Genomic DNA, 24,142 nt, shown 5'->3' with positions numbered 1-24,142 from the left:
TCAATGATCTGTCTGTCAGAATTGATTTAATTAGCTCATTAACAATCGATCCTGACTCGCTTACGCTTCGTGCCTGTATTAAGTTTCCTTATGATGATTGATAGTTCGATGAAGAATACAGAACCATGGTATGGCGTACGCCTCATTTATCATCATAAGAATGACCTGTGTAATGCATACGAAGAACAAATTGTGATTGTTAAAGCAGAATCATTTGCAGAAGCGATCGAGCAGGCCGAAATTCTCGCTGAAGATTATCAATCAGAGACGACGGTCTACACTGGGCATGCCATGTGTTTCCATGTTTTCGATGAAAACGAATCGCGTTTGGGCCATGGGACGGAAGTTTTCTCACTAATTCGAAAATCCGATCTCGAACCTTCTGAATATATCAACAGGTTTTACGATACCGGAACTGAATGTGCTGGAGAGTTCGAGTAAACTCTGTTTTTCAACTTGTTCCCAAGGTCCTCCCTGGCAACGAGGTCATTGACTCACTCGCTTGCGCTTCGTGCTTGTAGTAAACTCTCATCGGCCATCCACTACAAAACTCTACCCGAGTAGACACTAGAAAACACCATGGAACAAGTCACCCTTACTGCGACCTGCGGGTTTGGTCTCGAAGCCGTTGTCGCGCGCGAGCTATTCAAGCTCGGCTATCCCGATGTCAAAAAGTCAGATGGTCGAATTACCTTCACTGCTCCCATCGATGCCATTCCGAAGTGCAATCTGCATTTACGATCCGCCAATCGTGTCCTTCTAAAGCTGGCTGAGTTTCCGGCTGAGGATTTCGATGCGTTTTTCGATCAGATCCACGACCTCGAATGGGAAGGCTGGATTCCTCGGGATGCTTACATCCCAGTCACGGGTTCTTCTCAGAAATCAAAATTGCATGGTGTCCCTGCGTTACAGGGAATGGCCAAGAAAGCGATTGCGACTCGTCTGCAGGATGTTTATAAAAGCGAGCTCCCGGAATCGGGCGCGAGTTTCCCCGTTCACTTCGATATGCGGCACGATCAATGCACTATCTTTCTGAACACAAGTGGAGATGGTTTGCATCGCCGAGGATATCGCGAAAAAGCAGGGCTGGCACCATTACGCGAAACACTTGCAGCCTCATTGATTCAACTGAGCGTCTGGAATCGAGAACGCACCTTGCTCGATCCCCTTTGTGGCAGCGGAACGATTCCCATTGAAGCGGCTCTGATCGCGCGAAACATTCCACCGGGACGGAACAGATCTTTCGCAGCCGAATTGTGGCCGCGAATTCCCGGCCAATTGTGGGATGACGTTCGTGAAGCGGCAGAAGCCGCTATTGATACGTCGGAAATGCTTCCGATAATTGCGACCGATCAGGATTACCATGTCTTGAAAGTTGCTCGCGAGAATGCCCGGCTGGCTGGAGTTGAAGAGGATATTCATTTTCAGCAGCAGGATTTGAGTGAGACAACGACCAAACGAAAGTATGGCTGCCTGATCACAAATCCTCCCTACGGACAACGACTGAACGAAGAAGAGGAAGCCCGGCAAGTCTGGCAGACGCTTTCTGATGTAACCGAGCACTGGTCGACATGGTCGCTGTTTATCTTTGTCGCATCGCGTGAATTCGAAAGTCTTTTCGGTAAACGTGCCACTCGACGTCGTAAACTTTTTAACAGCTCAATTGAATGCACCTACTATCAATACCTGGGTGATAAACCACCGAGCATGAGAAAACGAACAATATCAGATGATCCGAGTCAGAAAGAATGAATCCTAAAGCTGGGTGGCTGACCTACGACGCTGACCTACGACTTGGGGTGCCAACCAGAGTTTCTCGCTTACTGCACAGGTAAAGGCGACACCTCAAAGCTTTGCAGGCGGTCGGTCACTTTGGCCCGGTTTGGTCCCAGTGAGCCAACAACGACGGTCAGAGCCGTCTGAAGTGTTTGTTCCTGAGTATCTTCCCATTGTTGTTTGAGTTCTGCGACATCCTGATCGGAAATCAACACACCGTACCGTTGCATATGCCTGGCCAGTCCGAGAGCCGCTTCTGTTCGGATTTGTGGACTTCTCGTACGTCCCAGAACGACATTGACTAGAATATCCTGAGCTTCCCGAGTCGGAATGGCAGAGAGAGCGGTCATTGAATCGCTGGCAAGCACATCATCATTGACGGCACTTCCGAGAGCAGAGGTGGCTGGTTTCAGATTGAAGATGTGAGTCAGGTTTCGCGTGGCAATTTGAGCCAGCAACGAAGCGGCTGCACGAGCCCGTCGATCCCGCAAGCCGTTCGTCATTGGTGGTGTATTTTGTGAAACCAGGAACGAATCGAGTTGACGATCCAGCTCGGCTCGTTCGTCGGTATAGACGACATAATGGGTATTAGGAGTTCGCTGAATTGTGAGTGCCAACTCATTTTCCATGAACGTGGGGCCATAAATCACGATTGGCAGATAAGCAGTTCGGACATCTGCCCGAAAATTGGCCAGTGTCTGAGAAAGTTCCCAGTCGATGCAATTGATGTGTGTCATGACGAGGGCAATATCTCCCTGTAAAGCGGCTGCCAAGAAACCTTCCTTGCCGGTTCGTTCAATTTGCTGAGACATTCGAGTCGCGATTGCAATCGATCGACCACGTTCGAGATTTGGATCAATCAGTAAAACTTTTCCTGTGCCATCATCATTCAAAGCCTGAGCCAGAATTTCGACGACTCGCGAGGCTGAGCGGAATGTTGTCTCTGGATTCAATTCGACTGCCGCAGCAGCTGCAGCAAATTGAATGCGGGGATCGGGAGTATTCAGTCCTTTGAGGACTGGCGAAAGATTATCAAGAGTTGTGTAGAGCATGCGGTGGTCACCCACGAGAGATAAGGCCCTCAAGACCGATTCTCCCGCTTGAAAACGACCGGAATTTATACAGACATCTGCAGTCATTTCCAGAATGGGAGCACTCGAAGTTAAGGCCAGATTGAAAGCGGAGCCATTGCCAGTTGTCAGCTGCCCTTCAGGTCCCACTCGGTAGGCTTCCTCTGAGAGGAGACTCGCCAGATACAACGCCTGAGCTTCCGGGTTATCCGGAGCAAACGAAAGGGCCTGACGAGAAAAGGTGACTGCACTTCGCAAGCTGGCCGATTGAGGCGTGACTAAAACGGGAACGACCGTCGATGCCGAAGCATCCCAGACCCACAACTCCGTCCGGCCATCTTCGCCTGTTGGCCAGTTTTGTTGTCCAGAGAGATGTTCCTGAGCCAGTTTCATCAATTCCTGAGCCACGCCAATCGAGCTCACTTCGCTGGCTTTTTTATCGGTGCCGTAGAGAATTCGAGAGATTGCAATGCGAGCGGCTTGGTTGATGACCTTCGCCTCCTGCTCACTGTAAGCATAATACCAAAGCCGACGCACATCCTCAGGTTTTCCGATGACGCCGATACTATCGAGCAGTGATGTTTTCAGGAGAGTGTTATCGGTATCCAGCCCCCCCATCAATGCAGGCATAATCTCCTCTCCCATTCGAGAGAAAAGATAGACAATTTGATCTTTTGTCTGGTTTGAATTCGGACTCCCCAAATGCTGAACCAGTCGAGGCATTGCTGCCAGGCCAAGTTTTTCCAATTCGATGATCGCCTGTTCGCGAATTCGTGGGGAGCCATCCAGATCTTCAAGTACTTTATCGATGCGTTCTGGCTTCATCGCATTTCTACGCGAGGCGGCTGCAACTTGATCCAGCAACTGCTGAGCTTGAGGTAACAGTTCCGGAGTACGGGCCAGTCGAACGAGTTCCACGGTTCCAAATTGATCCCGCAAATTGAGCAGGGCATCGTCAGAAAGTTTGCCATCTACCAGTTTTTGCAAATACGATTTTGCAAGATCGTTTCGGCCCAGGTTCGACATGAGAATCGCAGTTTCAAACCGATCCTGGTCGGTTGTCGGTTCGACTGCGAGCGGAGTCTCCACCGGTTTCGCTTCATCTTCACCTGGCACAATCGCTTGCGCCTGCAACATACCAGTATTGGAGGTGGCAAAGAACAAAGGAATGATTATGAATAATGTCAACCCGAGTCGGAACATGCCGACGGCCTCCCAATTCTCGAAAAACAGAGTCACTCAGAATGAAGATTTCAATTTGATGAAACCAACTCACGAGTGGACAGATTGTTGTTGTGAACAGCAATTGAAAATCTTAAGTGATTTGAAACACTAAGTGATTGTTCTGAATCTTGATCTTACAGAAATCAATACAGAAGAACCCTTATCGTTGATATCGATTCGCGCTTTCACAAGACTTGAACGTGCCCGATCAGTTCCCGATCGCTTCAATCAGAAATTCTCCGAAAAAACGCAGGACCGTTAGGATCGGATTAACCCGAACTTTTTCTGCATTCTGGATGAGAATCACAGGTCTTTATTAAAGTTTATAAACGCCCCGCGACCCCATTCCTACAAATGTTTTCGGGAAATTCATTAAAATCTCGGCGAAATATCGATTCTGCTTCTTCACGCGGAAGCCGAATGTCGATATAGTTTCGGTGTAGCGACGAAAAGTCGATGCATCGCTTCAGTTCTCTCTGTCAGAAACGCTATTTCTGAGGCTTGACTGAACAAAACACCCTATAACGCGGGGTGGAGCAGCCTGGTAGCTCGCGAGGCTCATAACCTCGAGGTCGTCGGTTCAAATCCGGCCCCCGCCACTTAAACAAAGCCATCAATGAGATTCGTCTCACTGATGGCTTTGTTTTTTGAGATCCTCCAAAACACTTATGCGATGCCATAAATTCCACTCGCAGGATGCATTCTTCAACTGACCGTCATGACTTTTATTCGTGTCCACTTCGGAATTTTGCCGAGAACCCGTTCTCAGGACAATGAAAACGGAACGGAGAACTGGACTTCTGCAATTCGCTCGATATGCTGATGCTTTAAGAAGATTGCTCGATATCGCTCGTACAAAGTCGTACATTCAATTGAATTCGCCATGATTCGAGACCAGAGAACAGCTCCACAAATTGAGACTTCCCGAATCACTTCGGTCGATGTCGCGGTCCTTCAAGACCTGTTTGATCATGTCCCCGATGTGACTTTCTTCGTGAAGGATGCCGCTTGCCGTTATATCGCTGTGAACGAGTCTCTCACAGGGCGATTAGGACTCAAACATCGCTCCCAGCTGATTGGAAAAAGGCTTGATGAGGTCTGCGAGGGAGATCTCGGACGCATCCCTACCGAGCAGGATTCCGAAGTTCTAAAAACGGGACTGCCACTCATCAATCATCTGGAACTGCATCGTTCGCGCACTCAAGAACCGGGCTGGTGTCTGACCACTAAAATTCCACTCCGAAATGAGAATGCAAACGTCGTTGGCCTGGTCGGTATTTCTTCAGATGTCCGCATTCCGACGGAACCTCAGGAAATCCCGGTGAGCTTTGCGAACGCTCTTACAGAATTTGAAAGCAGCCTGGCTGCAGAAGTCACACCAGCCTGGCTGGCAAAGAAATCCAAACTCTCTTCTCAACGAGTTGCCCGACTGACAAAAAAACTTTTCGGCCTCACACCAAGTCAGCTCATCACCAAAACACGAATTGCAGCCGCTTCACGCATTCTGAAAGAAACAGACAAATCTATCAAAGAAGTCGCAACCGCCTGCGGCTTTACCGACCACAGTGCTTTCAGCAGAACCTTCCGAGCAGCCACTGGTGTTTCACCAAGTGTGTTTCGGCAAAGTTAACTCGGTTGATGACACTGCAAGTCTGGATCGGTTTCAAAACCACCCCCATTGAATTTGAGACATTTTTGCATTCACATATTATTTACTGTTGATCAATTGGCTGGTTGCAGGTAGCATAAATAATACTTATCTCTCGATGCATTTCTTTGCATTCTGGTTGTAAATTTGAGGCAACTTAATACTTGAGAAGCTAAATCAAAAATACATTTCTGTGTTCTGTTTCTAAAGGCAATTTCAATCTAAGTCTGTTGATCCTTTTCTAATCTCTTGACTGGAGTAAACTCATGAATGGTTTTCGTCGCGGTTTTACATTAATCGAGCTTTTGGTGGTAATTGCGATTATCGCAATATTAGTGGCACTGTTGCTTCCCGCTGTCCAGCAGGCACGCGAAGCAGCGCGGAGATCATCCTGTAAAAATAATCTCAAACAACTCGGATTGGCACTTCACAACTATCACGACACCTTTGGCATTTTTCCAAATGATATCTATTCTTCCTATTCACCAGATCGTTCATCGATGACGAACGCCTCGGCTAGAAATTACAGCTGGATGGTGATGATCCTCCCTCAAGTCGAACAAGGGGCTCTTTACGATCAGATTGACTTCAATAGTCAGCTTTATGGTCAGACCTTGCCTAACGGACAAGAAGTGGGAGCCCAGTCAATCCCCACTTATCACTGTCCCTCGAATCTCAAATTCGAACCGAGTGATCAATACAACACGTCTAGTACGAGCTATGCAGGCACCCAGGGATTTGACTGGTGGCGTCGTCGAGGTCAAGTCCACGAAGGACTTTTCGGACTTGAGTCCAAAGTTAAGATGACTCAAATTAAAGACGGGACTTCGAATACCATCGCAATTGGTGAGGTGATCGCTACCGGATACAAAGGAGGAGGACGACGGGGAGGTGCTGGAACCCCAAGGGATGCTGGTGGAGAGTCAGTGTTCCGCATGTGGGCACATGCTCATGTCCATAATGTCATCGGTGTGAATGGAGGTTACAATATTAAGAATCCGGATGACTCGACTCCTGGATCAAGCCCGGGTGGTGATGCCACTTTTTGGAAAACAGGGCCTTACACTTGGGGGCCACAATATATCGCAGCCCACGGCATCAATTCGGATTGGCCTGGACCAGCCAGTTATCATGCAGGTGGTGCCCAGTTCCTGATGTGTGACGGCAGTGTCCGTTTTATTAGTGAGAATGTGGATTATCATGGAGATCACAACACCAGTGCAGGAGCCCCATCTATCTGGATGTCCATTAATACAATCAATGGAGGAAGCAGGGATAATGCTGGTGGTGAATTCTAATTAAGTTTCAGAAAAATGGCTGATACAAAACGCGATTCTGTCAGCCATTTTTCCAATAATTCGAATTCAAAGCTCAACTTTCTAGTCGTTCAGTACATCATAGATTTTCACTTTTTAATGCGATGAGGACATTTTCGATGCATCGATTTGGTTTCGTTCTGGGGCTTCTGATCTTTTCTGTGGGGTGCGGAGGAGGATCAAGTTTTAAAGGAGAAAAATATCCAACAGCACCAGTTTCAGGGATACTAAAGATTGATGGTAAGCCATTTGGACCTGCAGTCATTGAATTCGTGCCTGTCGAGAAAAATGATAAATTGCGAATCGCCTCAGGGCAGGTCGCAGATGATGGATCCTTCAAAGTAGGAACCTATGATAAGACTGATGGAGTAATCCCCGGATCCTATAAAGTGGAAATCACAGTGGATATCACCTCAAGTGCAAAATTACCTGCTGTTGAAGAGGAAAAGATCAAGATTGAAGCCGCGGGTAACGAGTCTCTGGAAATCAATATGACTTCCAGCAAGGGTAACGCTCCTGCGGACTCCCTCCTCAGCCCAGATTTGTCAAACTGACCCATTGTCTGTTTACACTCCGCTTAATGAAAAAAAGACGCCACTCGATATGAGTGGCGTCTTTTTTAGTGAAGGCGCAGGGACTCGAACCCTGGACCTACGGATTAAAAGTCCGTTGCTCTACCAGCTGAGCTACGCCTTCATTAGCGTTTTTACTGGTGTGAATGTCAGGCAGGTCACAGAATTGACCTCTGACAGCCGATACAATAACAAAACACGACCAAAGAACAAGTTAAGAAATTATCGAGAAACCACTGGAAACGATATTTTTCAGACACTACATATCGGAACTGGTTCTCGAAATTGTAAAAATCAGTAATCCAGATGACCTTATGGTCGTTCTAAGCTATAATTCGGACATTGAAAATTGTTTCATTGGGGAAATTGCGGAAAATGGACACTCGTGGTGGAATTGCATCCGGATTCAGGGCCATTGTGCTGACAACGACGATCTGTTCAGGATGCACAAGCGAAAAATCTGAACCTGCTGAAATTCCCAGGCCAGGACCGGCAGTGACCAGTTCCACAGTTCCGGAATCTGTTCCTGCAGAGCAGCCGGAACCAATTCCCCAAGGGCAACTTTTGAACATGCCCACCGAAAACTCGACCACATTGCCGAAAGAAGACGGGCCCACATTCCCGTCTCCCCCCCAACCATGACATCTGTTATGCAGACAAATTCCACAGGTAACCGAAAGTCGGGTCAGTCATGTGAGCTCAAAAAGCACACATCCCCGAACATGAAATCCTGGTGGTGGTACGTTTCGCCACAACTTTGGTTGCGAAAAATTGTCAGTCTGGAAGACACCCCTCATTCGATTGCTCTCGGGACATCCATCGGCGTTTTTGTTGCGATGACGCCAACTGTCGGCATCCAGATGATTGTCGTGCTGTTAATCGCAGCTCTCTGTAAGCCATTTTTTCGCTTCAATCAAGTCGCAGGTTTGATTGCCGTGTATCTCTCTAATCCGGTGACTACACTTCCCATCTACTGGTTCAATTACTGGATTGGGACCTTCTTCATCGCTGGAAATGTCACCCGTGCAGACCTGGCTGAAGCACTACAGTATGATAGTTTCGCGGACTGGTGCCGAAGTGTCTTTAAACTGATCTTTGAGTTCGGCTGGCCACTTGTGATTGGCTCCGTCCTGGTAGGAATCGTTTGTGCCATTCCCAGCTACCCCATTACAAAATGGTTAGCCGGGGCAATGCAACGAAAAACACGCCTTTTACAGCTCCGTCACCAGAGAAAAGTAGCTTTAAAAGCTGCCAAAAAGCTCCAAAGAGACCAATAAGCCTCTTTCGAGTATTATTATTACTGACACGAGCAGAAGTACTGGTATCAAAGGCGTGTGAGCAGGTCACTGGGCTAATCTCAGCAAAGCCCTGGAAATAGTCTTTTCCAGAATCTCCCAATTAATTCCACTCAGCTTTTTCTGCGGGGATTGGCAGAATGCGATGTTGGCGATAGTACTCTTGGAGCAGATCGTCCCAAAGCTGATACGGACGATTTGAAAAGACCAGTTCGGTGTTTGCTTTGAGGGTAAACCAGTCGCCGCGTTCCACCTCGCCCTCAAGTTGCCCACTACCCCAGCCTGCATATCCCGAGTAGACTCGAAAGGAAGAGGTACACTCTGGAGGCTCTCCCATAATAATTTCTTCAAATGCTTCCGCACTGCTGCCGACAAAAACATTCGGAAGGACCGTAATATCGCTTTTGCCCCACTCGGCATTATCGTGCAGCATACTCAGGGCCTGAGGTTCGACGGGACCGCCAACATAAATGACGTTCTCAGAAGGCGGAACATTGAAGTGTCCAACCAGCGCATGAGCCAGATTCACTGAAGAAGGGCGATTGACAATCACACCCATCGCGCCTTCCTCATTGTGTTCCAGCATGAGAACGGCTGTCCGAAAAAAATTCGAATCATGCAGATTTTTGGTCGCTAACAGAAAGTAGCCTCTCAATGAATCTCTTATCATCCTTGTCCTTTTCTGTATTTTGACAATTTTCGTTGATCGTCTCGTGACTGGACCGATGACTGATGCGCTGCGTCTGAATTTCTCCTGAAGTATTCCATTATTTTACTCACAGAATCTGTTCCTGAAACCCGACTTCTGGAAAAGACTTCAGTTACACTATACGATAATGTCAGAGGAGGGTGTAGACTAGATATTTGTCGATGTCTTATTTTCCTTCGATTCCCGCAAGTACTTTTTTGTTTACGAGTGGAGTCGACACAAGAGACCCCGATTTCTTTTTCAATGATGCGAAACACTTTCATGTTCAAGACCACAAAATACGACCGCAAATTGCTTGTTTTGCGAACGGTATTCCATGCACGAATATCCTATGCATTATTGCTCATTCTGTGCCTGTGCAGTTCGACGGGAATGATCGGATGCAGTTCGAAAAGCTCCCCAACGCCTGCTGAGAACTCGACGGAGTCGGCTCCAAAGCAGACAACAGCGGAAAACCAGTCCACTCCATCAAAAACTGATCAGGCAAGCGATTCGAATAACGATCCTGATCGCAAATACGTCGACGGCATCCCATATGATGTCTTTTACGATCGTCCACTAACGGTTGCAGCAGAAAATACATCACCGCCACCTGCGACAAATAATATGGCTGCGACATCCACACCACAGAAGAATTCCAATGGAATGAATGCGTCGACGCCACCACCCACAACCGAGACGCCCCCACCAGCAACCGCAGCCAGCAGTGGATGGGACGAAGTGATAACGAAAGATCGATTAATCGAAGAAATTACACGCATCCGCAATACGTTGACTGCCAATTTGAATTCGGTGGGAAGTTTCAACCGAGAGTTGCTCCCCATCCAGATCGATTCAGCGACATTGGCGGCTCTGTCTGGAATTGCAACACAACATCCCGGTGATTTCACCTGGAAAGACAAAGCTCACTTTGTACGAGATATGTCCTCAGAAATTGCGATGGCCGCGGAAACTCGAGGTCGACCAGCATTTGAAGTGGCCGAAACTCAGTTTCTCAACATCATTGAGATACTCAACGGAGGCGCGCCTGCAGAATTACCGGAAAGTGATCCAGAAACGGTTTTCAGCGATGTCGCGGATCGCAATTTGCTAATGAAAAAAATCAAAGAATACAATGACTGGTTCCGCACGACGATCAGTGGGGATAGCGAATTAAAGAGCAAAAAGGAAGATGTTATTGCCAAGGCGGCTTTACTGCGTGCACTAGGACAGGTTGTGCACTTGGACGATTATGTTTTTGCCGATGAAGACGAGTATCAAGAATATTGCCAGGAATTAATCGACGGATCGGCCAAAATGCTCGAAGGAGCTGAAACAGATGACTACACACTTTACGACACTGGCTTTCAACTCCTCAATAAAAGCTGTAACGACTGTCATCCCGTCTATCTGAACAATTAGCGATCATGACTGGAGGATCAGACGGGAAAGATTTCCAGACTGACGACTTCTTGCAGAGATTGGAATTAGCGGTGTTGTGAATCAATCGCTACCAGGTCTCACCAGCCAAGAGACATATTGGTTTCAATGGCTCGCTGAGCGGCCTGCTGATCAACACCCGTTTCCTGCATGTACAATCGGATGGCGTCTTCTTTGTCCCCTTGTGCTTTTGACAGGCAATCTCGTGCGGTATTACAGAGCACTTCGTTTTGAGGAAATCCCAGTAAGCCCTTGGAAATGACCCACAAATCGCGTGGACGCCGATTGATCCGGACAATGTCATCATCCGGATAATGCTCATGAGCCGTGGAACGAGCCTGCTCTTCATTTTCCGCCCAGCCAATCATGATATGGGCATTGGTCTCGATTTCGTAAAGCGGCATGCAAGCATCCTCTTTGCACATTGAAGTGGATCGGGCAAATCGTCAGGGGAAATTGCGGTTTCAAAGACGAGATTATTCTCTCATTCTAAGATTTTCCGCCCCCGGAACGCAATTCCCATCAGAAAAGCTGAACTTCTCTCTTGAAAGAGTTGTCGATGGGGTATAAATTCCTTTTGTGGTTGAAGTCTTAAATGTTTAGCGGGTGGTCGTCTGGAAATACTGGACTTAAACCATCGAAAAGCCGCTAAATGAAACTTCAAACAGCAATATCACTGCCCGATGGTGTAACGGTAGCACAAAAGATTCTGATTCTTTCAGTTGGGGTTCGAATCCCTGTCGGGTAATCGATCAAACTGTCCTGATTTTTCAGGGCAGTTTTTTTATGCGCGGTGTTATCCCGCATTGTGGAAAAGTTTGCAATAAATGGTGAGAGGCTGAGAATACCTGGCTGGGAATTCCGGCCAGCGCGTTTGTGTCAATCGCTATGCTTCCGGGGATTTCAGCAAGGTTTCCCGAATATGCGGACGATAACTATTCTTGCCGACAATGGCCTCTGACAAGTCACTGGTTCTCCTTTCAGAGGAAAGGGAAACAGTTGGACAGATGCAAAAAATCTCGACCTCACCGATCGACAATCAGGAGCAAGCTTTTATGCCAATTCTTCCCAAGACCTGGACGGACTTGATAGAATTCATTCACAATTCTCTTTGCAATAAAGAAAATCTGATTCCAGAACAATTTCCTCTGGACACCTCGCCACTACTCCGGCGCGATCAATTCTGCGGGATGGAATTTACGTTATTCGGACCACGGCAGATTCGTCTGAATGCGATTTGGGCAGCGGACGTTAACATGATCTACTTTTATGATGCCCGTGGCGTACGATATGAAGCCGTGAAACTGACCGATTCTGTGACAGGCGTACCTGCCTGATTTTAGAATCAATGGGAATTGATATCCTACAAGCACGAAGCGCAAGTGAGTAAGTTTTTACAAATATGTACTTACTAACTTACGCTTCGTGCTTGTTGAGGAAAGAGGCACTAGAGCAGTTCTAAATGCAGTGCGCCTTCGCATGTTCGATTATTTGCATAAATCGCTGTGTTTGCTCAGGCGGAACGCGGAAAATTGATTTTGGAAATGCTCTGAAAATTACTTCCACGTGTCGATTGCGTGCTTCATAAAATCAAGTTTTTGCTTGAAGACTTTCTTGCCTTTCGCCGAGGCGCGAAACTTTTTACCAGCTTTTGTCGTTTTAATGGCACACAGTCCTTCTTTGCCCAGACGTTCAAAGTATGTGTAAAACGAACTCGTACTCGTATCCCAACCGTAGTCGTCGCGAAGAAGTTGACGCAATTCGGTACCGGTTTTTTCACCGTCGATGACTAACCCCAACAGAACAAATTGGACATCGCTCAAACCGCGTGGAATGTTGTGACTCATGAAGCATACCTGAATTCAATAAGAAAGACATCTGCGCAAAACGGTGCGCGTCCGGCATAACTAATTGATCACGGTCTTCAATTCAAGTGTTTTACGAGAAAAAAATGATAACTCTACGCAAGTGGACCATTTTTCAACAAATTCACTCCGGAAATCTGTTCGATATGTGTCAAAACAAAACAATCCCTCGCAGTTTTTTACGAGGGATTGTTTGAATCGATTTCCTACAGAAGAATGATCGCGATTGCGAAGGCTTAAGTTTCTGCCGGTTGCCTTTCATTGGAAAGTCTTTGAGACAGTGCCTTATTCAACGCCTGCAGATAAGCGGCAGAGGCTGCTTCGATAACATCGGTGCTGATGCCGTGCCCGTGATGCGTCTCTGAACCATCCGCGATAGTCACATTGACCTGGCCCAACGCATCCTTGCCACTCGAAACGCTACTGACATCAAAATCTTTCAGCTTGACTGTCACGCCGACAACGCGTTCCAACGCAACGAACACGGCATCAATCGGTCCATCGCCAGTGGCTGCATCGCGGCGGACGTCTCCATTCTCATGACGAAGTTCAATCGTTGCCGTCGGAATCGTACCGGTTCCCGCAGAAGTGTGCATCGAAACCATGGACCAGATTTCTGGAACTTTATGGGAGCGTTGTTCCATCAAGGCGACAATGTCGGCATCGTAAACTTCTTTTTTCTTGTCGGCCAGTGTGATGAAATCATCGAACACTTTCTGGAACGTTTCTTCATCGGGAGTGTAGCCGAGTGAAGTCAGTCGATCCTGAAAAGCGTGACGTCCACTGTGTTTTCCCAGAACCAGATTCGTCCCTAAAAAACCGACATCTTCCGGACGCATGATTTCGTAAGTTGTCCGTTCCTGCAACATCCCATGCTGATGAATCCCGGCTTCATGCGCGAAGGCGTTCTGCCCCACAATCGCTTTGTTGCGCTGCACTTTCATGCCCGTAACTGAAGAGACCAGACGACTGGTAGGAACCAGACGCTGCGTTTTAATATTCGTGGTGATGTTGTAATAGTCCGACCGTGTTTTAAGGGCCATTACAATTTCTTCAAGAGCCGCATTACCGGCTCGTTCTCCCAGGCCATTCATTGTGCACTCGACTTGTCGAGCTCCTGCTTCGACGGCAGCCAGGGAATTCGCGACTGCCAGGCCAAGGTCATTATGACAGTGCGTACTGATAATTGCCTGATCGATATTCGGGACCTGCGTCTTCAAGGTGCGAATCATATTGTAGTAATGACTCGGCGTGGCATATCCGACGGTATCGGGAATGTTAACCGTTGTTGCCCCCGCAGTAATTGCGGTCTCGACAACCTTGCACAGAAAATCGAGTTCGGTACGCGAGGCATCTTCAGGGGAGAATTCAATGTTGTCGCAGTAACCGCGTGCGCGTCCGACCATTTCAGCCGTACGTCGCACAATTTCTTCTTCCGCCATTTTGAGTTTGTACTGCATGTGAATGGCAGATGTGGCCAGAAAAACATGAATGCGAGAATTTTGAGCATGCTTCAACGCTTCCCAGGCGCGATCGATATCTTCTGCACGACAGCGGGCCAATCCGCAAATTGTGGTGCGATCTCCGAGTTGTTCGGCAATGGTTTTGACGGCTTTGAAATCATCGGGCGAGGCAATGGGGAACCCCGCTTCGATAATGTCGACACCCAACTCAACCAGTGCATTGGCCACTTCGAGCTTCTCGGCCATATTCATACTGCAGCCAGGCGATTGCTCGCCGTCACGAAGAGTTGTGTCGAAAATGCGAATGACGTTGTCACTCATGAGATTTTTCCTTATCGCGAAATCAATTACGTGTTCGATTAAATAGTAGGGTGCGTCTCGACGCACACTACAAATACTACGCCGTCCCCTCGCTGACGCTTCAGGTTAAAATGGTACGTGTACACAAAAAAAGCCCTGAGACAGGGGTTGTCTCAGGGCTTTTCAAGAAATGCATCTACGTAGCCTAAGACGTCCCACTGGTGAATGGGCTTAGTAGTCCGTTTAGGCTCAGGAGGTTATTGGCAGTTGTTATTTTCATGGCTTAAAATTACTCATTCTTGAGGGATTGGTCAAGCTAATTGCCGGATTTCCCAGTCAACACCTTTTCTGGACGGAATGAAAACCATTCAGGTTCGCGTGAAATTGCCCCTCACAACAAAGTTGTTTGATGTTACAATACATTAGAAAGATCATCGATGAAAATTAGCTGAGATCATTAGCAATAAGGAAAGATTCATGTCCACTCTTGATGACCCCACAACCAATTCGGATTTGGCTGAGAACTCCCTTAACAAACCTGCCCCGGAAAAAACGTTTGTAGAAACCGCGTTATTACTCAGCGGGAAGTCTCAGGATGAGGCGACCAAGACGGGCACAATTGATCGGGCCGATGATGAACTTGAACTCTTCTTTGCTCCTGAGTATCAAACTCAGCAAAGCCCAATCCATCGAGCGGTCTGGGATCAAACATTTCCCAAGGAAAACTTCCAATCACAAGAGGTAATCGCCGACCCGAAACTGGCCGTGCAATTGCAAAACTGTCTCAAAGTTGTTCAACGACATCAGAACAACGGCACTCATTACGACGAGAAGGGTAAAATTACCCCTGAACTCTTTAATGATTTAGGGGAAGCTGGTTACTGGGGATTGCTCGTTGATAAGAAGTATGGCGGAAGTGAACTCCCCTTCCAGTTGTTTTCCCGATTTCTGACAGAGATGGCCACAATCAATCCAACTGTTGCGGGTTTGGGATCGGTACATGGCTGCATTGGAGCCGTCGATCCGTTAATGACATTCGGCACGCCTGATCTCAAAGAAAATTTTCTGCCGTTACTCGCCTCTGGTGAAAAGCTTTCCGCTTTCGCACTCACGGAACCTGGTGCAGGTTCCGATTTGACGGCCCTGAAAACTGAGGCGGTCCTCGAAGGAGATCATTATTACGTCACTGGCGAAAAACTGTTTATCACGAATGCGATCCCGGGTCGTGTAATCGGATTAGTCTGCCGCATCGAAGGCAAGCCAGCAGTCCTGATTGCTGAACTCCCTTCCGAGGAAAACGATCAGTTCCAAATGGTCGACTATGGCCTATACGCACTGAAGCATTCCTATAATAACGGTTTGAAGTTCAATCGGTTCCAGGTTCCCAAAGAGAATCTCTTGCAGATCGAGGGAGGGGATGGGTTAACCATTGCCTATCATGGATTGAACCGCGGTCGTGTCGCTTTGTGTGCCACTGCAGCGGGGACAATTCGTTTGATGCTGGCAAATACACTTCCGTGGATTCGCTATCGTGAAACTTACGGCTTACCAATTGAAGCTCGCGAATTGGTTCGTCGTCGCGTCGGAATGATGTCGGCTTACATTGTCGCTTGCGATGCCCTTGTCGAATGGTGCGGAGGTTTGCTCGATCAGGGTTATCGCGGTGAGATGGAGTGCATTATTGCCAAGATCTTCGGGAGTGAGGTACAGAAGGAAACGGCGATTGAACTGTTTATGAAAACGCACGGTGGCCGTTCGTTTCTGCATGGTCACCTGTTTGGCGATAACGTCCACGAGTTTCTCGCCCCTTGTATCTACGAAGGGGAAGGGGAGATGCTGGGGATGGCGTTTATGAAATCGCTGATCAAGCAGCATGGTAAAGAGTATTACGAGCCAATTGGCAAGGCGTTGCAAGAAGCAGGAATCAAGCAGCCGAATCCTCTCAACCCGGCTCATCTGGTCGCGTTGAGACAGGCTGCAATCCCGTACGTCAAATGGAGAGTTGGAGAAGCTCTCAACTGGGCCACAACTCCCGACTTCAACGGCATGCCGGAAGTCCTGGGTGCTCACGCAAATAAAGCCGCCCATCAGTTGCAACACTCGCGGATTGATGTCGATAACCTGATGCGGAAATTCCAATTGGCATTGGCGGATCGTCAATGCGCGATGGCCGATCTCTCGCAGAGAATTCAGGATCAGGTCGTCATACTGGTGACATGCTTATATGCTGCCCGTACGGGAGATGAAATCCACATCGCAGCTGCTGATGTTCTCGCACAACATTTGCAAAACCGTATTAGTGGTCATAGACCGGATGGCACATTCTTTAAGACCGCCACCACCCTGGGGAAACATGTCATCGAGAATAGCGATGCTTTGATCGACAAAATCCAAGCCGAAGAAATTATGATGCAATATAAGTAAGAGAGATCAATCGCTGGTCACATATTCGCGAGTGAGAGTCGAAGTGCGATCGATGTAGCCTCCGGTGAGGACTTTGGTGGGGACCCAGCTGTTGGCTTCCAGTGAGAGTCGAACATTGACCGTCACTTTTTCGGTTGAGTTGTAGATCGTAGTGGGTGTCACGGTAATAATCGCACTTTTCAAACTCAGTTTATCGAGTTCATCCTGAGCAGCCTGCTTGGCTTCTGCAGCCGTTGCTCCCGGAATCGACCCACGCCTGGCGCCTTCAAAAGCAGCTTGCTCTGCGGCATGGGTAATCATGCTAAAACGGCAGATGTCGAACGAAGCGAAGAAGAGCACAAAAACAACAGGCACACAAATCGCAAATTCGACCAGCGCAGCACCTGATCGTTCGCTGATATTCTGATCGGAAATTCTGTGATTCTTTTTCAATGGTCTACTCAAGTCTCTATTAATAATGAGGACTTATCTGAACCGAATGCTTAACGCAATTAGTCGATCAAAACGATCGGTAAATCTTCGGCAAGTTCCTCAAAGGCCGTTTTTAGATCCTGGACATTGAGTGCGCTATAATTTTTGCCACCTGTTGTCGAGGCAATCGTACTCATGACGGATTGATTACTGACTGATAAAAAAGAAACCGTGTGAATCGTGATATTTTTGGCCGCTGCCGTTTGGGCAGATGACACAGGATTACGTCCCGTATTCCACACACCATCGGACATCAGGATGATCGTTTTTTGAGCAAGCGAATTGGCACTCGGTGAAGTCAGAATGCTAATCGCCTTATCAATACCAGCGGCCATATTTGTACCACCAACCATAATGTCGTTGTAACGATCGGCGATAGCGGCATTTACCTTGTCAATATTCTGACCAAGGTTAAGGTCGACTTCGACAGCTTTGAATCTACGACCATTATAGGGTCGCCAGTTATAACCAAGCCTGGTATCAGATCCCCAGGTTACGAGAGCAATATCCGGCTCAATTGTACGCAATTTGATTTTGCTTACGAAGGCCTGAATGGCCACATCAAGCTTAGCCCAACGACTTCCTGTGCTGTGGGGTGGCGTAATATAACCCTTTGGGTATTTGGGGATACCACTCGGATACGAATAGTCGACTCCCGTCAGATCGAAACACATGGAGCCAGAACGGTCGATACACAACACAATTTCATGCACCAGGTTCGCAGCGATCGATGTGTGCTGTGGCTTGTAATTCTGATCATCAAAAAATCGAGCAAAAAACAGAGGGACGGAAGCATTGGCATTATCGTCCAGTCGGACCGTTACCCGCATCGCATTGTAAGGGGTTTGGTTCGTTTTGAATTTCCATTTTTTACTGTTACCGTTTTGGACCACTTTGCCCAATTCAATATCACCATCATTGAACTTCATGGTCTGATTGGCCACGGTATTCAATTCGAGAAATCGCTTGGCAGCGGTTTCGGCTTTCGTCGAATTTTCGGTGCGCAGTAAAGCTTCCACACCTCCCTTAGCAGAGACGTCGGCTGCGATTCGGACATCGGTTTTCACCATCTGCATGTAGGCCACATCGACCGTGAAGATCACGGCAATCATGAAGAGTGACATCATGACCGCCAGAAACACGATCATTGCCCCACGGCGAGGAGATGCTTTTTGACCAGACCGTGTCTGTTGCAAAAATGAATTCGATGGACTCTTCATGTCATATCCTGTAACAAACTTGCAACAGCGGAAGTAAGCATTGAATATTCTCAACGGGATGGGGAACTCTGTGTGTGTAATGCACGATCAAAAATGATTTGTCGACTTTTGTCGGAGCAAGTTTCGAAATCGTTATTTTAATGCGATCATGTATGGGCAAGTCATCTCTATAATTGGCTAAATATTCTGCCGGGCAACGACTACTTTTTTCTCCATGGTCAGCCCCCCAAAAAAGGAAATTGGCAGTTTGTAATTGGATTCTGTTTTAATGGTTGCCGTTAAAGTGACTTCCGTTCCTGAAGGCGTCGCAGTCGAGAGAGTTGGGTAAATACTTACCGTGGCATCGTTCATACTTTTTGCAGAAGCCATTTCATCAAACCGAGACACGACGTCACTATTGACTTTGCTCGCTTTCGAGGCGATTTTGGCAGCCTCGTAGGTGCAAATCGCCAGATCCTGTTTTAAGTGAATGAACTCAGCCGCTTCGATAGCTCCAAACACCAGGATGACCAATACCGGCAGACAAACCGACATTTCCACCATCGCCGTACCAGATCGATTACGGCCAAAATCGACTTTTGAATTTTCAGCACACCATCTCATGACTGGAATTTTCACGCCAAGCTCAAGCTGAGATTCGACTCTGGGATGACAATACAAATCACAAGGGTCGTCGAATATTACAGTTCCCGTTTTAAGCATAGGTCAGCCTGAAAGCACAGGCGCAGACGACAGGAGCGTTTCTAAGAGAATTTCCCAATATTCTAAATAATCCAGAACCGATTATGAGGATCGCAGGGATTTGAGAGTCTCTCTAAGAATTCTGGCAGCCTCTTGAACCTCCTGTGGATCATCTTCCTCAATCAATTCCAATGCCCAGCGTGCTTTGTCGCAAGCTCGGCATTGCATAGAATTGTCGATTGCATCCTGAACATTATCGAGACAATCAGCCAGTTTTATCAATCGGGCTTGCCAGCCAGCTCGGGCAATCTGTTGATGATACTCTTCCTCACGCTTCTGCTCGGGAAGACGAGGATCCTTCGACATCGCGACAACAAGATCCGCAACCTCATTCCCAAAGTTTCGAGTGATACTCTCATAATCCCGAGTCGTATCCTCGATCAAATCGTGCAGTATCGCGGCTGTGAGAATTCGTTCATCATTCACACGAAATTGATGACACAAAATCGTCATCACACGAACCGGGTGGGCGATATAGGGAGTTTTTCCATCTTTCCGCAACTGCCCGGCATGGGCCCTGGCCGCAAAGCTGATCGCCTGATCCAACACGTGACTACTCCTCCTTTAGATGGTAAAGACTCTATTTTAACACCTGCGGGCATTTCATAAAACTCCGTTTTTGTGTGAGTGGTCTGTCGCTTCAAAAACACGTGAACATATTCATGCTTACAGAAATGAATTCACCGCCGATGTGCGCCGTTAAACAGATTCATCTTCACTTGAATGCTTGAGGCGGATAATATTCGGGACCGATCTCCTGAAAATTCTGCTGCGGATGGTCCGTACAGGAATATCGTAGCTCGTCAAAGTCTGTCTATTCTGGATATTGTATGACTACTAACCTGCCAAAGCTGAGTCGGCAGGAGGAGCCCAGGCCGGATTTCACGAAAAAGACTGCTACTCGGCTCGATTCAAAATCAAAGACAACGGTTTCATTTCGAACGGAACCTGCAAGCAGATCATTGCCCGAAGAGTCATCCCCATCACTTGGTTCGATGCGTTATTTTGTCGAAGCAATTGTTGTATTGGCGCTGGCGGTCTCTGTGTTTCGGACATTCATCGTCGAAGGCTTTATGATTTCTACCGGTTCGATGGCTCCTCGGATTCGCGGCTATCATTATCGAGTCACCTGCCCAGACTGTCAGTTCAATTTTGCTCATACCGCAACCGAAATTACTCCTGGGAACGATCCTCAAAGTAATCCTGAAGGACATCACCTCACCTGTCCCAACTGTCATTACGACCGTATTCTTCTGAGTGGACAGACAATCAACGAGGGGGATCAAATCCTCGTTGATAAGCAAGCCTACGAATGGCGATCGCCCGAACGCTGGGATGCCATCGTTTTTCGAAACCCTCAACGTCCCACCCAAGCCTACGCTAAACGGATCATCGGACTTCCCGGCGAGACATTGCAAATCCGCGATGGGGATATTTACATCGACGGCGAATTGCAACGAAAAGGCTTGATGGCTCAACGCCAGATGCGAATTCTAGTATCCGACTCCCGCTTCCAACCTCAATTGCAGGATGACAACTGGAGATCCCCCTGGATCATCGCACCCGATGCCTCAGATGCGAATTGGAAATTCCAGAAAGCCGGATTTGATTTTAATCCTGACGTCACTCCGCAAACCTCCGAAAACACTTCTCAACAGTGGTTGAGCTATCGCAACTGGGTTCGCAGTGGAGGCTTTCATCGCTATCGGGTTCCTTTGAAAGTCTGGCCGATTGATCTGCCACTTCCTTCTGAAAATACCGTCTTACGATACGATTCCAATGAAAAAGAATTATCGTGCCGGGGAGCATTGCCAGCGGATATTGTTGAAAAGCTCACCGTAATGACGGTTGATCTGGAATTTCATCAGGCATTAAAGACGCTATTCGAACAGTCTCATTTGCGACCGATTTCCGACTGGGAAGCCTATAACGAACAGACTGGACTTGTACCGGAGACCGTTTCCGATTTGATGGTTCGCATGGAAGTCTCAGCGGCTTCCCCTCAATCACAAATACGCTTGCGACTGAACGATGGGTGGTATGATTTTCAATGCCGTTTCGATTTTTCAAAACGTATCGCTGAGCTCTCTTTACACGGGCAAAAGAAGATCCTGCGCGTCGGCGATTTACCAGACCTGCCATTCGAGGAAATGATCGAAATCGAGATGTCGGTTATGGATCGCCAGGTGCTCGTTGCCCTGAACGGCGAAGTGCTCTTTGAGCCCTATGCCTATCGAGCTGAAAAAGAAGTCCGCGACACGGTTGTCGAACCGATCCACATCCATTGTCAGGATGGCCCAGTTTCCATTTCTCGGTTGCAGGTCTTCCGCGATATCGCCTACCGCAAAAGCTCTGATGATCTCGACATTAGCGAATCCTCACCCCAATATCCCATTCGTCCGGAAGAATACTTCGTTCTGGGAGACAACTCAATTGTTTCCATCGACAGCCGATACTGGCCAAAAGGATCTGTGAAACCGTCCCTGATTATTGGCAGGCCCATCGTATTACATTTGCCTTCGCGTAAGCAGACGATTGAAATCGGGTCTTTGAAATCTCAAATCCGGGTCCCCGATTTCGAACGCGTCCGCATGTTGCGATAACACCAGGCTCAACAAGAGTTGACTGCCGTTTCTGAAACTGTCACGAAGCAGATTCATCCGAGACGAAACAGCAACAAAGTGAGAATCCGAATTGATTATTGAGTCTTGTCAGGCGTTTTGTGTCGTTGGAGCTTCGTAGTGATAGAGCGATTGCGTTTTGACAATCGCACATTCTTCCGGGTAGAGATGGAAGGTGTGAATGCCGATCGCTTCAGGAAGTGGGTCGACATTAATGTAGCTCAACGGAGGCGAAAGATCGAATTCCGTTTCTGGTAATGCATGCGCCAATGTCGCACCAGAAGCCTGCTTCCAGGATTCCTGCTGGACCCGTCGAAAAGCATCGGGATCGAGGTATTCACAGTCGAAACAAATCTGCACGACGATGCCACTATCCAATTTATATCGCAAGCTTCGCGGCTGATCTGTGGAGTACAGACACAGACGTTTAATGCGTGGCAAATCTACACTGCGCCAGTCCAGAACTTCAGTGAACGTGTTCTCGCGAGTGTGGTACTCGATCACATGACCGCTGGTCGTTAAATTGACGGCCGACTGATAATGCTCGCACTGATGTTCATAACGTTCCAGGACATCGAATAACTCAGGATGTAATGGGCGGGCAAACAGGCTAACCGCCATCTCAGCTGTCTGAGGACGTGACGTCGAAAATTTCATAAGAGTCTCTATGATCGCCGAGCAAGCCCGGGGGAATTGTTTGAAGTCATCAACCCATTTCAGAAACGGGAAGACCAGAGTTTATTGTTTTCTCTCGATTGAGGAAAGGCGTCTCACAGAGAATTTTGCGACTCAAAATACTCGAAAAAATAAGCCCTGTTCGATCTTGACAACGCGAAGACAAGATGAACAGGAACAGCAGACGATCTGCTCCATATCAAGTTCCCGCGTTATACCTGGGTCAATACAATGCTTTAGGGAATTCACCACACATACGAAGTTATACTGCATTTAGAAATGCTCAAGAGCATATTCAAAAATTACCTGCAGCGTCCAGCAGGAGCAAACACAACGTTTTCAGGATATTTGGTGTCCATGCGACTGCAGATACCAATTGAGAATGGTCTCATTCATCCCTTTTCCACGGGATTGATCAGTTGGCCAATATTCGAGATTTCAATCGTGACAATATCGCCCGATTCCAGTGTGAATTCGTCGGGTGGGATGATTCCGGTTCCCGTCAGCAGGACGGCTCCGTTGGGAAAGTCCATCTCTTTGCCTAGCCAACTGGCGAGTTCATCGAGCGTGCGATTCAATTGATCAAGTTTGGTTTCGCCTGAAAAAACCTGAGCCTTATTTCTCTCGATGCCCAGTTTGATTTCTACAGAAGAGAGATCAAGATCTGTAGATCCCAGAGTCACACAGGGGCCGAGGGAACAACATTGATTGTAAACTTTGGCCTGAGGCAAATAGAGTGGGTTTTCCCCTTCAATGTCACGAGCAGACATATCATTTCCGATGGTGTAACCACACACATGCATTTCCGGGGTCAGGAAAATTGCAAACTCCGGCTCGGGAACCGACCAGGAACTGTCGTTCCGCACACGAACCGGATCCTGATGCCCTACGACCCGCTGAGCAGTCGCTTTGAAAAATAACTCCGGGCGATCCGCAGAATAGACCAGATCATAATGCGAGGCCGCATGGTCCGACTCTTCCATGCGCGCCTGCTGACTTCGTTTATAAGTCACACCAGCCGCCCAGACTTCCTGCTGATCGACCGGTGCCAGAAAATGAACTTCCTCAATCGCTACAGGAGCAACGTTCGTATCAATCAGAAAGTTCGCAAGACCAGCTGGATCCGGACTGTGCAGAATGTCGGTGAGCCGCTGGACATTCTGAACCTGTGAAAAATCGAGAACCCGCACGGCAGACTCTTCGACAACGACAACATGAATTTCCTGATTCGGCAGCAGCACACGGGCTAACTTCATCGAACGCTCTCCGTGGAGAAAAACTTAAAAGGGACAGAATTTGAGTGGCCCCTATTGTAGAAAGTCTTGCGACAAGG

The 24,142-nt window shown here is 47.8% G+C and carries 22 protein-coding genes and 3 tRNA genes; 12 read left to right on the top strand and 13 right to left on the bottom strand.

What is annotated here, in order from left to right; all coding sequences use genetic code 11:
* Positions 1 to 108 precede the first annotated feature (108 nt).
* A complete protein-coding gene (locus Pan54_RS21355; RefSeq protein WP_165441907.1) occupies positions 109 to 441 on the top strand; it encodes a DUF4288 domain-containing protein in 333 nt (110 codons plus the stop codon).
* A 138-nt stretch (positions 442 to 579) separates the two neighbouring features.
* Positions 580 to 1,752 carry a THUMP domain-containing class I SAM-dependent RNA methyltransferase gene (locus Pan54_RS21350; RefSeq protein ID WP_146505464.1) on the top strand — a complete coding sequence of 391 codons (1,173 nt, stop codon included), beginning with the start codon at positions 580 to 582 and terminating at the stop codon, positions 1,750 to 1,752.
* A gap of 68 nt (positions 1,753 to 1,820) precedes the next feature.
* On the opposite strand, the gene Pan54_RS21345 is transcribed toward Pan54_RS21350, so the two are convergent.
* The gene (locus tag Pan54_RS21345) at positions 1,821 to 4,049 is read right to left on the bottom strand and encodes a hypothetical protein (RefSeq protein ID WP_146505463.1); all 2,229 of its coding nucleotides are present in this window, start codon (positions 4,047 to 4,049) and stop codon (positions 1,821 to 1,823) included.
* 546 nt (positions 4,050 to 4,595) lie between these two features.
* On the opposite strand from Pan54_RS21345, the gene Pan54_RS21340 reads away from it, so the two are divergent.
* The 4 genes from Pan54_RS21340 to Pan54_RS21325 all read left to right on the top strand — a co-directional run bounded on the left by Pan54_RS21340 (position 4,596) and on the right by Pan54_RS21325 (position 7,588).
* Positions 4,596 to 4,669 (top strand) — tRNA-Met (locus tag Pan54_RS21340).
* 284 nt (positions 4,670 to 4,953) lie between these two features.
* Positions 4,954 to 5,700: an AraC family transcriptional regulator gene (locus tag Pan54_RS21335; protein WP_165441906.1), complete on the top strand. Its 747-nt coding sequence runs from the start codon at positions 4,954 to 4,956 to the stop codon at positions 5,698 to 5,700.
* A 284-nt stretch (positions 5,701 to 5,984) separates the two neighbouring features.
* Positions 5,985 to 7,016: a DUF1559 domain-containing protein gene (locus Pan54_RS21330; protein ID WP_146505461.1), complete on the top strand. Its 1,032-nt coding sequence runs from the start codon at positions 5,985 to 5,987 to the stop codon at positions 7,014 to 7,016.
* Between the two features lie 137 nt (positions 7,017 to 7,153).
* The gene (locus tag Pan54_RS21325; RefSeq protein WP_146505459.1) at positions 7,154 to 7,588 is read left to right on the top strand and encodes a hypothetical protein; all 435 of its coding nucleotides are present in this window, start codon (positions 7,154 to 7,156) and stop codon (positions 7,586 to 7,588) included.
* A 69-nt stretch (positions 7,589 to 7,657) separates the two neighbouring features.
* Here the strand turns inward: Pan54_RS21325 and Pan54_RS21320 are convergent.
* Together Pan54_RS21320 and Pan54_RS21315 are read right to left on the bottom strand one after the other, a co-directional pair.
* Positions 7,658 to 7,730, bottom strand: a tRNA-Lys gene (locus tag Pan54_RS21320).
* 199 nt (positions 7,731 to 7,929) lie between these two features.
* Positions 7,930 to 8,223: a hypothetical protein gene (locus Pan54_RS21315; RefSeq protein WP_146505458.1), complete on the bottom strand. Its 294-nt coding sequence runs from the start codon at positions 8,221 to 8,223 to the stop codon at positions 7,930 to 7,932.
* Between the two features lie 33 nt (positions 8,224 to 8,256).
* On the opposite strand from Pan54_RS21315, the gene Pan54_RS21310 reads away from it, so the two are divergent.
* Positions 8,257 to 8,883: a DUF2062 domain-containing protein gene (locus tag Pan54_RS21310; RefSeq protein ID WP_165441905.1), complete on the top strand. Its 627-nt coding sequence runs from the start codon at positions 8,257 to 8,259 to the stop codon at positions 8,881 to 8,883.
* A gap of 121 nt (positions 8,884 to 9,004) precedes the next feature.
* Here the strand turns inward: Pan54_RS21310 and Pan54_RS21305 are convergent, their stop codons facing one another.
* A complete protein-coding gene (locus Pan54_RS21305) occupies positions 9,005 to 9,571 on the bottom strand; it encodes a YqgE/AlgH family protein (protein ID WP_242631393.1) in 567 nt (188 codons plus the stop codon).
* Between the two features lie 300 nt (positions 9,572 to 9,871).
* On the opposite strand from Pan54_RS21305, the gene Pan54_RS21300 reads away from it, so the two are divergent.
* Entirely contained in the window at positions 9,872 to 11,011 is a 1,140-nt protein-coding gene (locus Pan54_RS21300) for a hypothetical protein (RefSeq protein WP_146505454.1), read from the top strand.
* 98 nt (positions 11,012 to 11,109) lie between these two features.
* Here Pan54_RS21300 and Pan54_RS21295 read toward each other — a convergent pair whose 3' ends face one another.
* Positions 11,110 to 11,433 (bottom strand): DUF6793 family protein, encoded by a 324-nt coding sequence (locus tag Pan54_RS21295; protein ID WP_146505452.1) that lies wholly within the window; start codon positions 11,431 to 11,433, stop codon positions 11,110 to 11,112.
* Between the two features lie 273 nt (positions 11,434 to 11,706).
* Here Pan54_RS21295 and Pan54_RS21290 point away from each other — a divergent pair.
* Positions 11,707 to 11,777 (top strand) — tRNA-Gln (locus Pan54_RS21290).
* Positions 11,778 to 12,084: 307 nt separating this feature from the next.
* A complete protein-coding gene (locus tag Pan54_RS21285; RefSeq protein WP_146505450.1) occupies positions 12,085 to 12,366 on the top strand; it encodes a hypothetical protein in 282 nt (93 codons plus the stop codon).
* A 219-nt stretch (positions 12,367 to 12,585) separates the two neighbouring features.
* Here the strand turns inward: Pan54_RS21285 and Pan54_RS21280 are convergent, their stop codons facing one another.
* Together Pan54_RS21280 and Pan54_RS21275 are read right to left on the bottom strand one after the other, a co-directional pair.
* Positions 12,586 to 12,876 carry a PadR family transcriptional regulator gene (locus Pan54_RS21280; RefSeq protein ID WP_146505449.1) on the bottom strand — a complete coding sequence of 97 codons (291 nt, stop codon included), beginning with the start codon at positions 12,874 to 12,876 and terminating at the stop codon, positions 12,586 to 12,588.
* A 254-nt stretch (positions 12,877 to 13,130) separates the two neighbouring features.
* Positions 13,131 to 14,678, bottom strand: a complete 1,548-nt coding sequence (locus tag Pan54_RS21275) for a 2-isopropylmalate synthase (protein WP_146505447.1) — start codon at positions 14,676 to 14,678, stop codon at positions 13,131 to 13,133.
* A 456-nt stretch (positions 14,679 to 15,134) separates the two neighbouring features.
* Here Pan54_RS21275 and Pan54_RS21270 point away from each other — a divergent pair, with 456 nt between their 5' ends.
* A complete protein-coding gene (locus Pan54_RS21270; protein ID WP_146505445.1) occupies positions 15,135 to 17,081 on the top strand; it encodes an acyl-CoA dehydrogenase family protein in 1,947 nt (648 codons plus the stop codon).
* 6 nt (positions 17,082 to 17,087) lie between these two features.
* On the opposite strand, the gene Pan54_RS21265 is transcribed toward Pan54_RS21270, so the two are convergent.
* The 4 genes from Pan54_RS21265 to Pan54_RS21250 all read right to left on the bottom strand — a co-directional run bounded on the left by Pan54_RS21265 (position 17,088) and on the right by Pan54_RS21250 (position 20,062).
* Entirely contained in the window at positions 17,088 to 17,513 is a 426-nt protein-coding gene (locus Pan54_RS21265; RefSeq protein ID WP_165441904.1) for a TadE family protein, read from the bottom strand.
* A 59-nt stretch (positions 17,514 to 17,572) separates the two neighbouring features.
* Positions 17,573 to 18,772: a VWA domain-containing protein gene (locus Pan54_RS21260; RefSeq protein WP_146505442.1), complete on the bottom strand. Its 1,200-nt coding sequence runs from the start codon at positions 18,770 to 18,772 to the stop codon at positions 17,573 to 17,575.
* Positions 18,773 to 18,949: 177 nt separating this feature from the next.
* The gene (locus Pan54_RS21255) at positions 18,950 to 19,375 is read right to left on the bottom strand and encodes a TadE/TadG family type IV pilus assembly protein (RefSeq protein ID WP_165441903.1); all 426 of its coding nucleotides are present in this window, start codon (positions 19,373 to 19,375) and stop codon (positions 18,950 to 18,952) included.
* A 180-nt stretch (positions 19,376 to 19,555) separates the two neighbouring features.
* On the bottom strand, positions 19,556 to 20,062 hold the full coding sequence (locus Pan54_RS21250; protein ID WP_146505438.1) for an HD domain-containing protein: 507 nt from the start codon (positions 20,060 to 20,062) through the stop codon (positions 19,556 to 19,558).
* Between the two features lie 281 nt (positions 20,063 to 20,343).
* Here Pan54_RS21250 and lepB point away from each other — a divergent pair, with 281 nt between their 5' ends.
* Positions 20,344 to 22,116, top strand: a complete 1,773-nt coding sequence (gene lepB, locus Pan54_RS21245; protein WP_146505436.1) for a signal peptidase I — start codon at positions 20,344 to 20,346, stop codon at positions 22,114 to 22,116.
* A 108-nt stretch (positions 22,117 to 22,224) separates the two neighbouring features.
* Here lepB and Pan54_RS21240 read toward each other — a convergent pair whose 3' ends face one another.
* Together Pan54_RS21240 and Pan54_RS21235 are read right to left on the bottom strand one after the other, a co-directional pair.
* Positions 22,225 to 22,791, bottom strand: a complete 567-nt coding sequence (locus Pan54_RS21240) for a DUF2617 family protein (RefSeq protein WP_146505435.1) — start codon at positions 22,789 to 22,791, stop codon at positions 22,225 to 22,227.
* 410 nt (positions 22,792 to 23,201) lie between these two features.
* Positions 23,202 to 24,065: a fumarylacetoacetate hydrolase family protein gene (locus Pan54_RS21235; RefSeq protein ID WP_146505433.1), complete on the bottom strand. Its 864-nt coding sequence runs from the start codon at positions 24,063 to 24,065 to the stop codon at positions 23,202 to 23,204.
* Between the last annotated feature and the right edge of the window lie 77 nt (positions 24,066 to 24,142).

The organism is Rubinisphaera italica, assembly GCF_007859715.1.
In the GTDB taxonomy this organism is placed as follows: domain Bacteria; phylum Planctomycetota; class Planctomycetia; order Planctomycetales; family Planctomycetaceae; genus Rubinisphaera; species Rubinisphaera italica.
The sequence above is the reverse complement of the archived record's forward strand: the minus strand, read 5'-3'. Positions and strand labels throughout refer to the sequence as shown.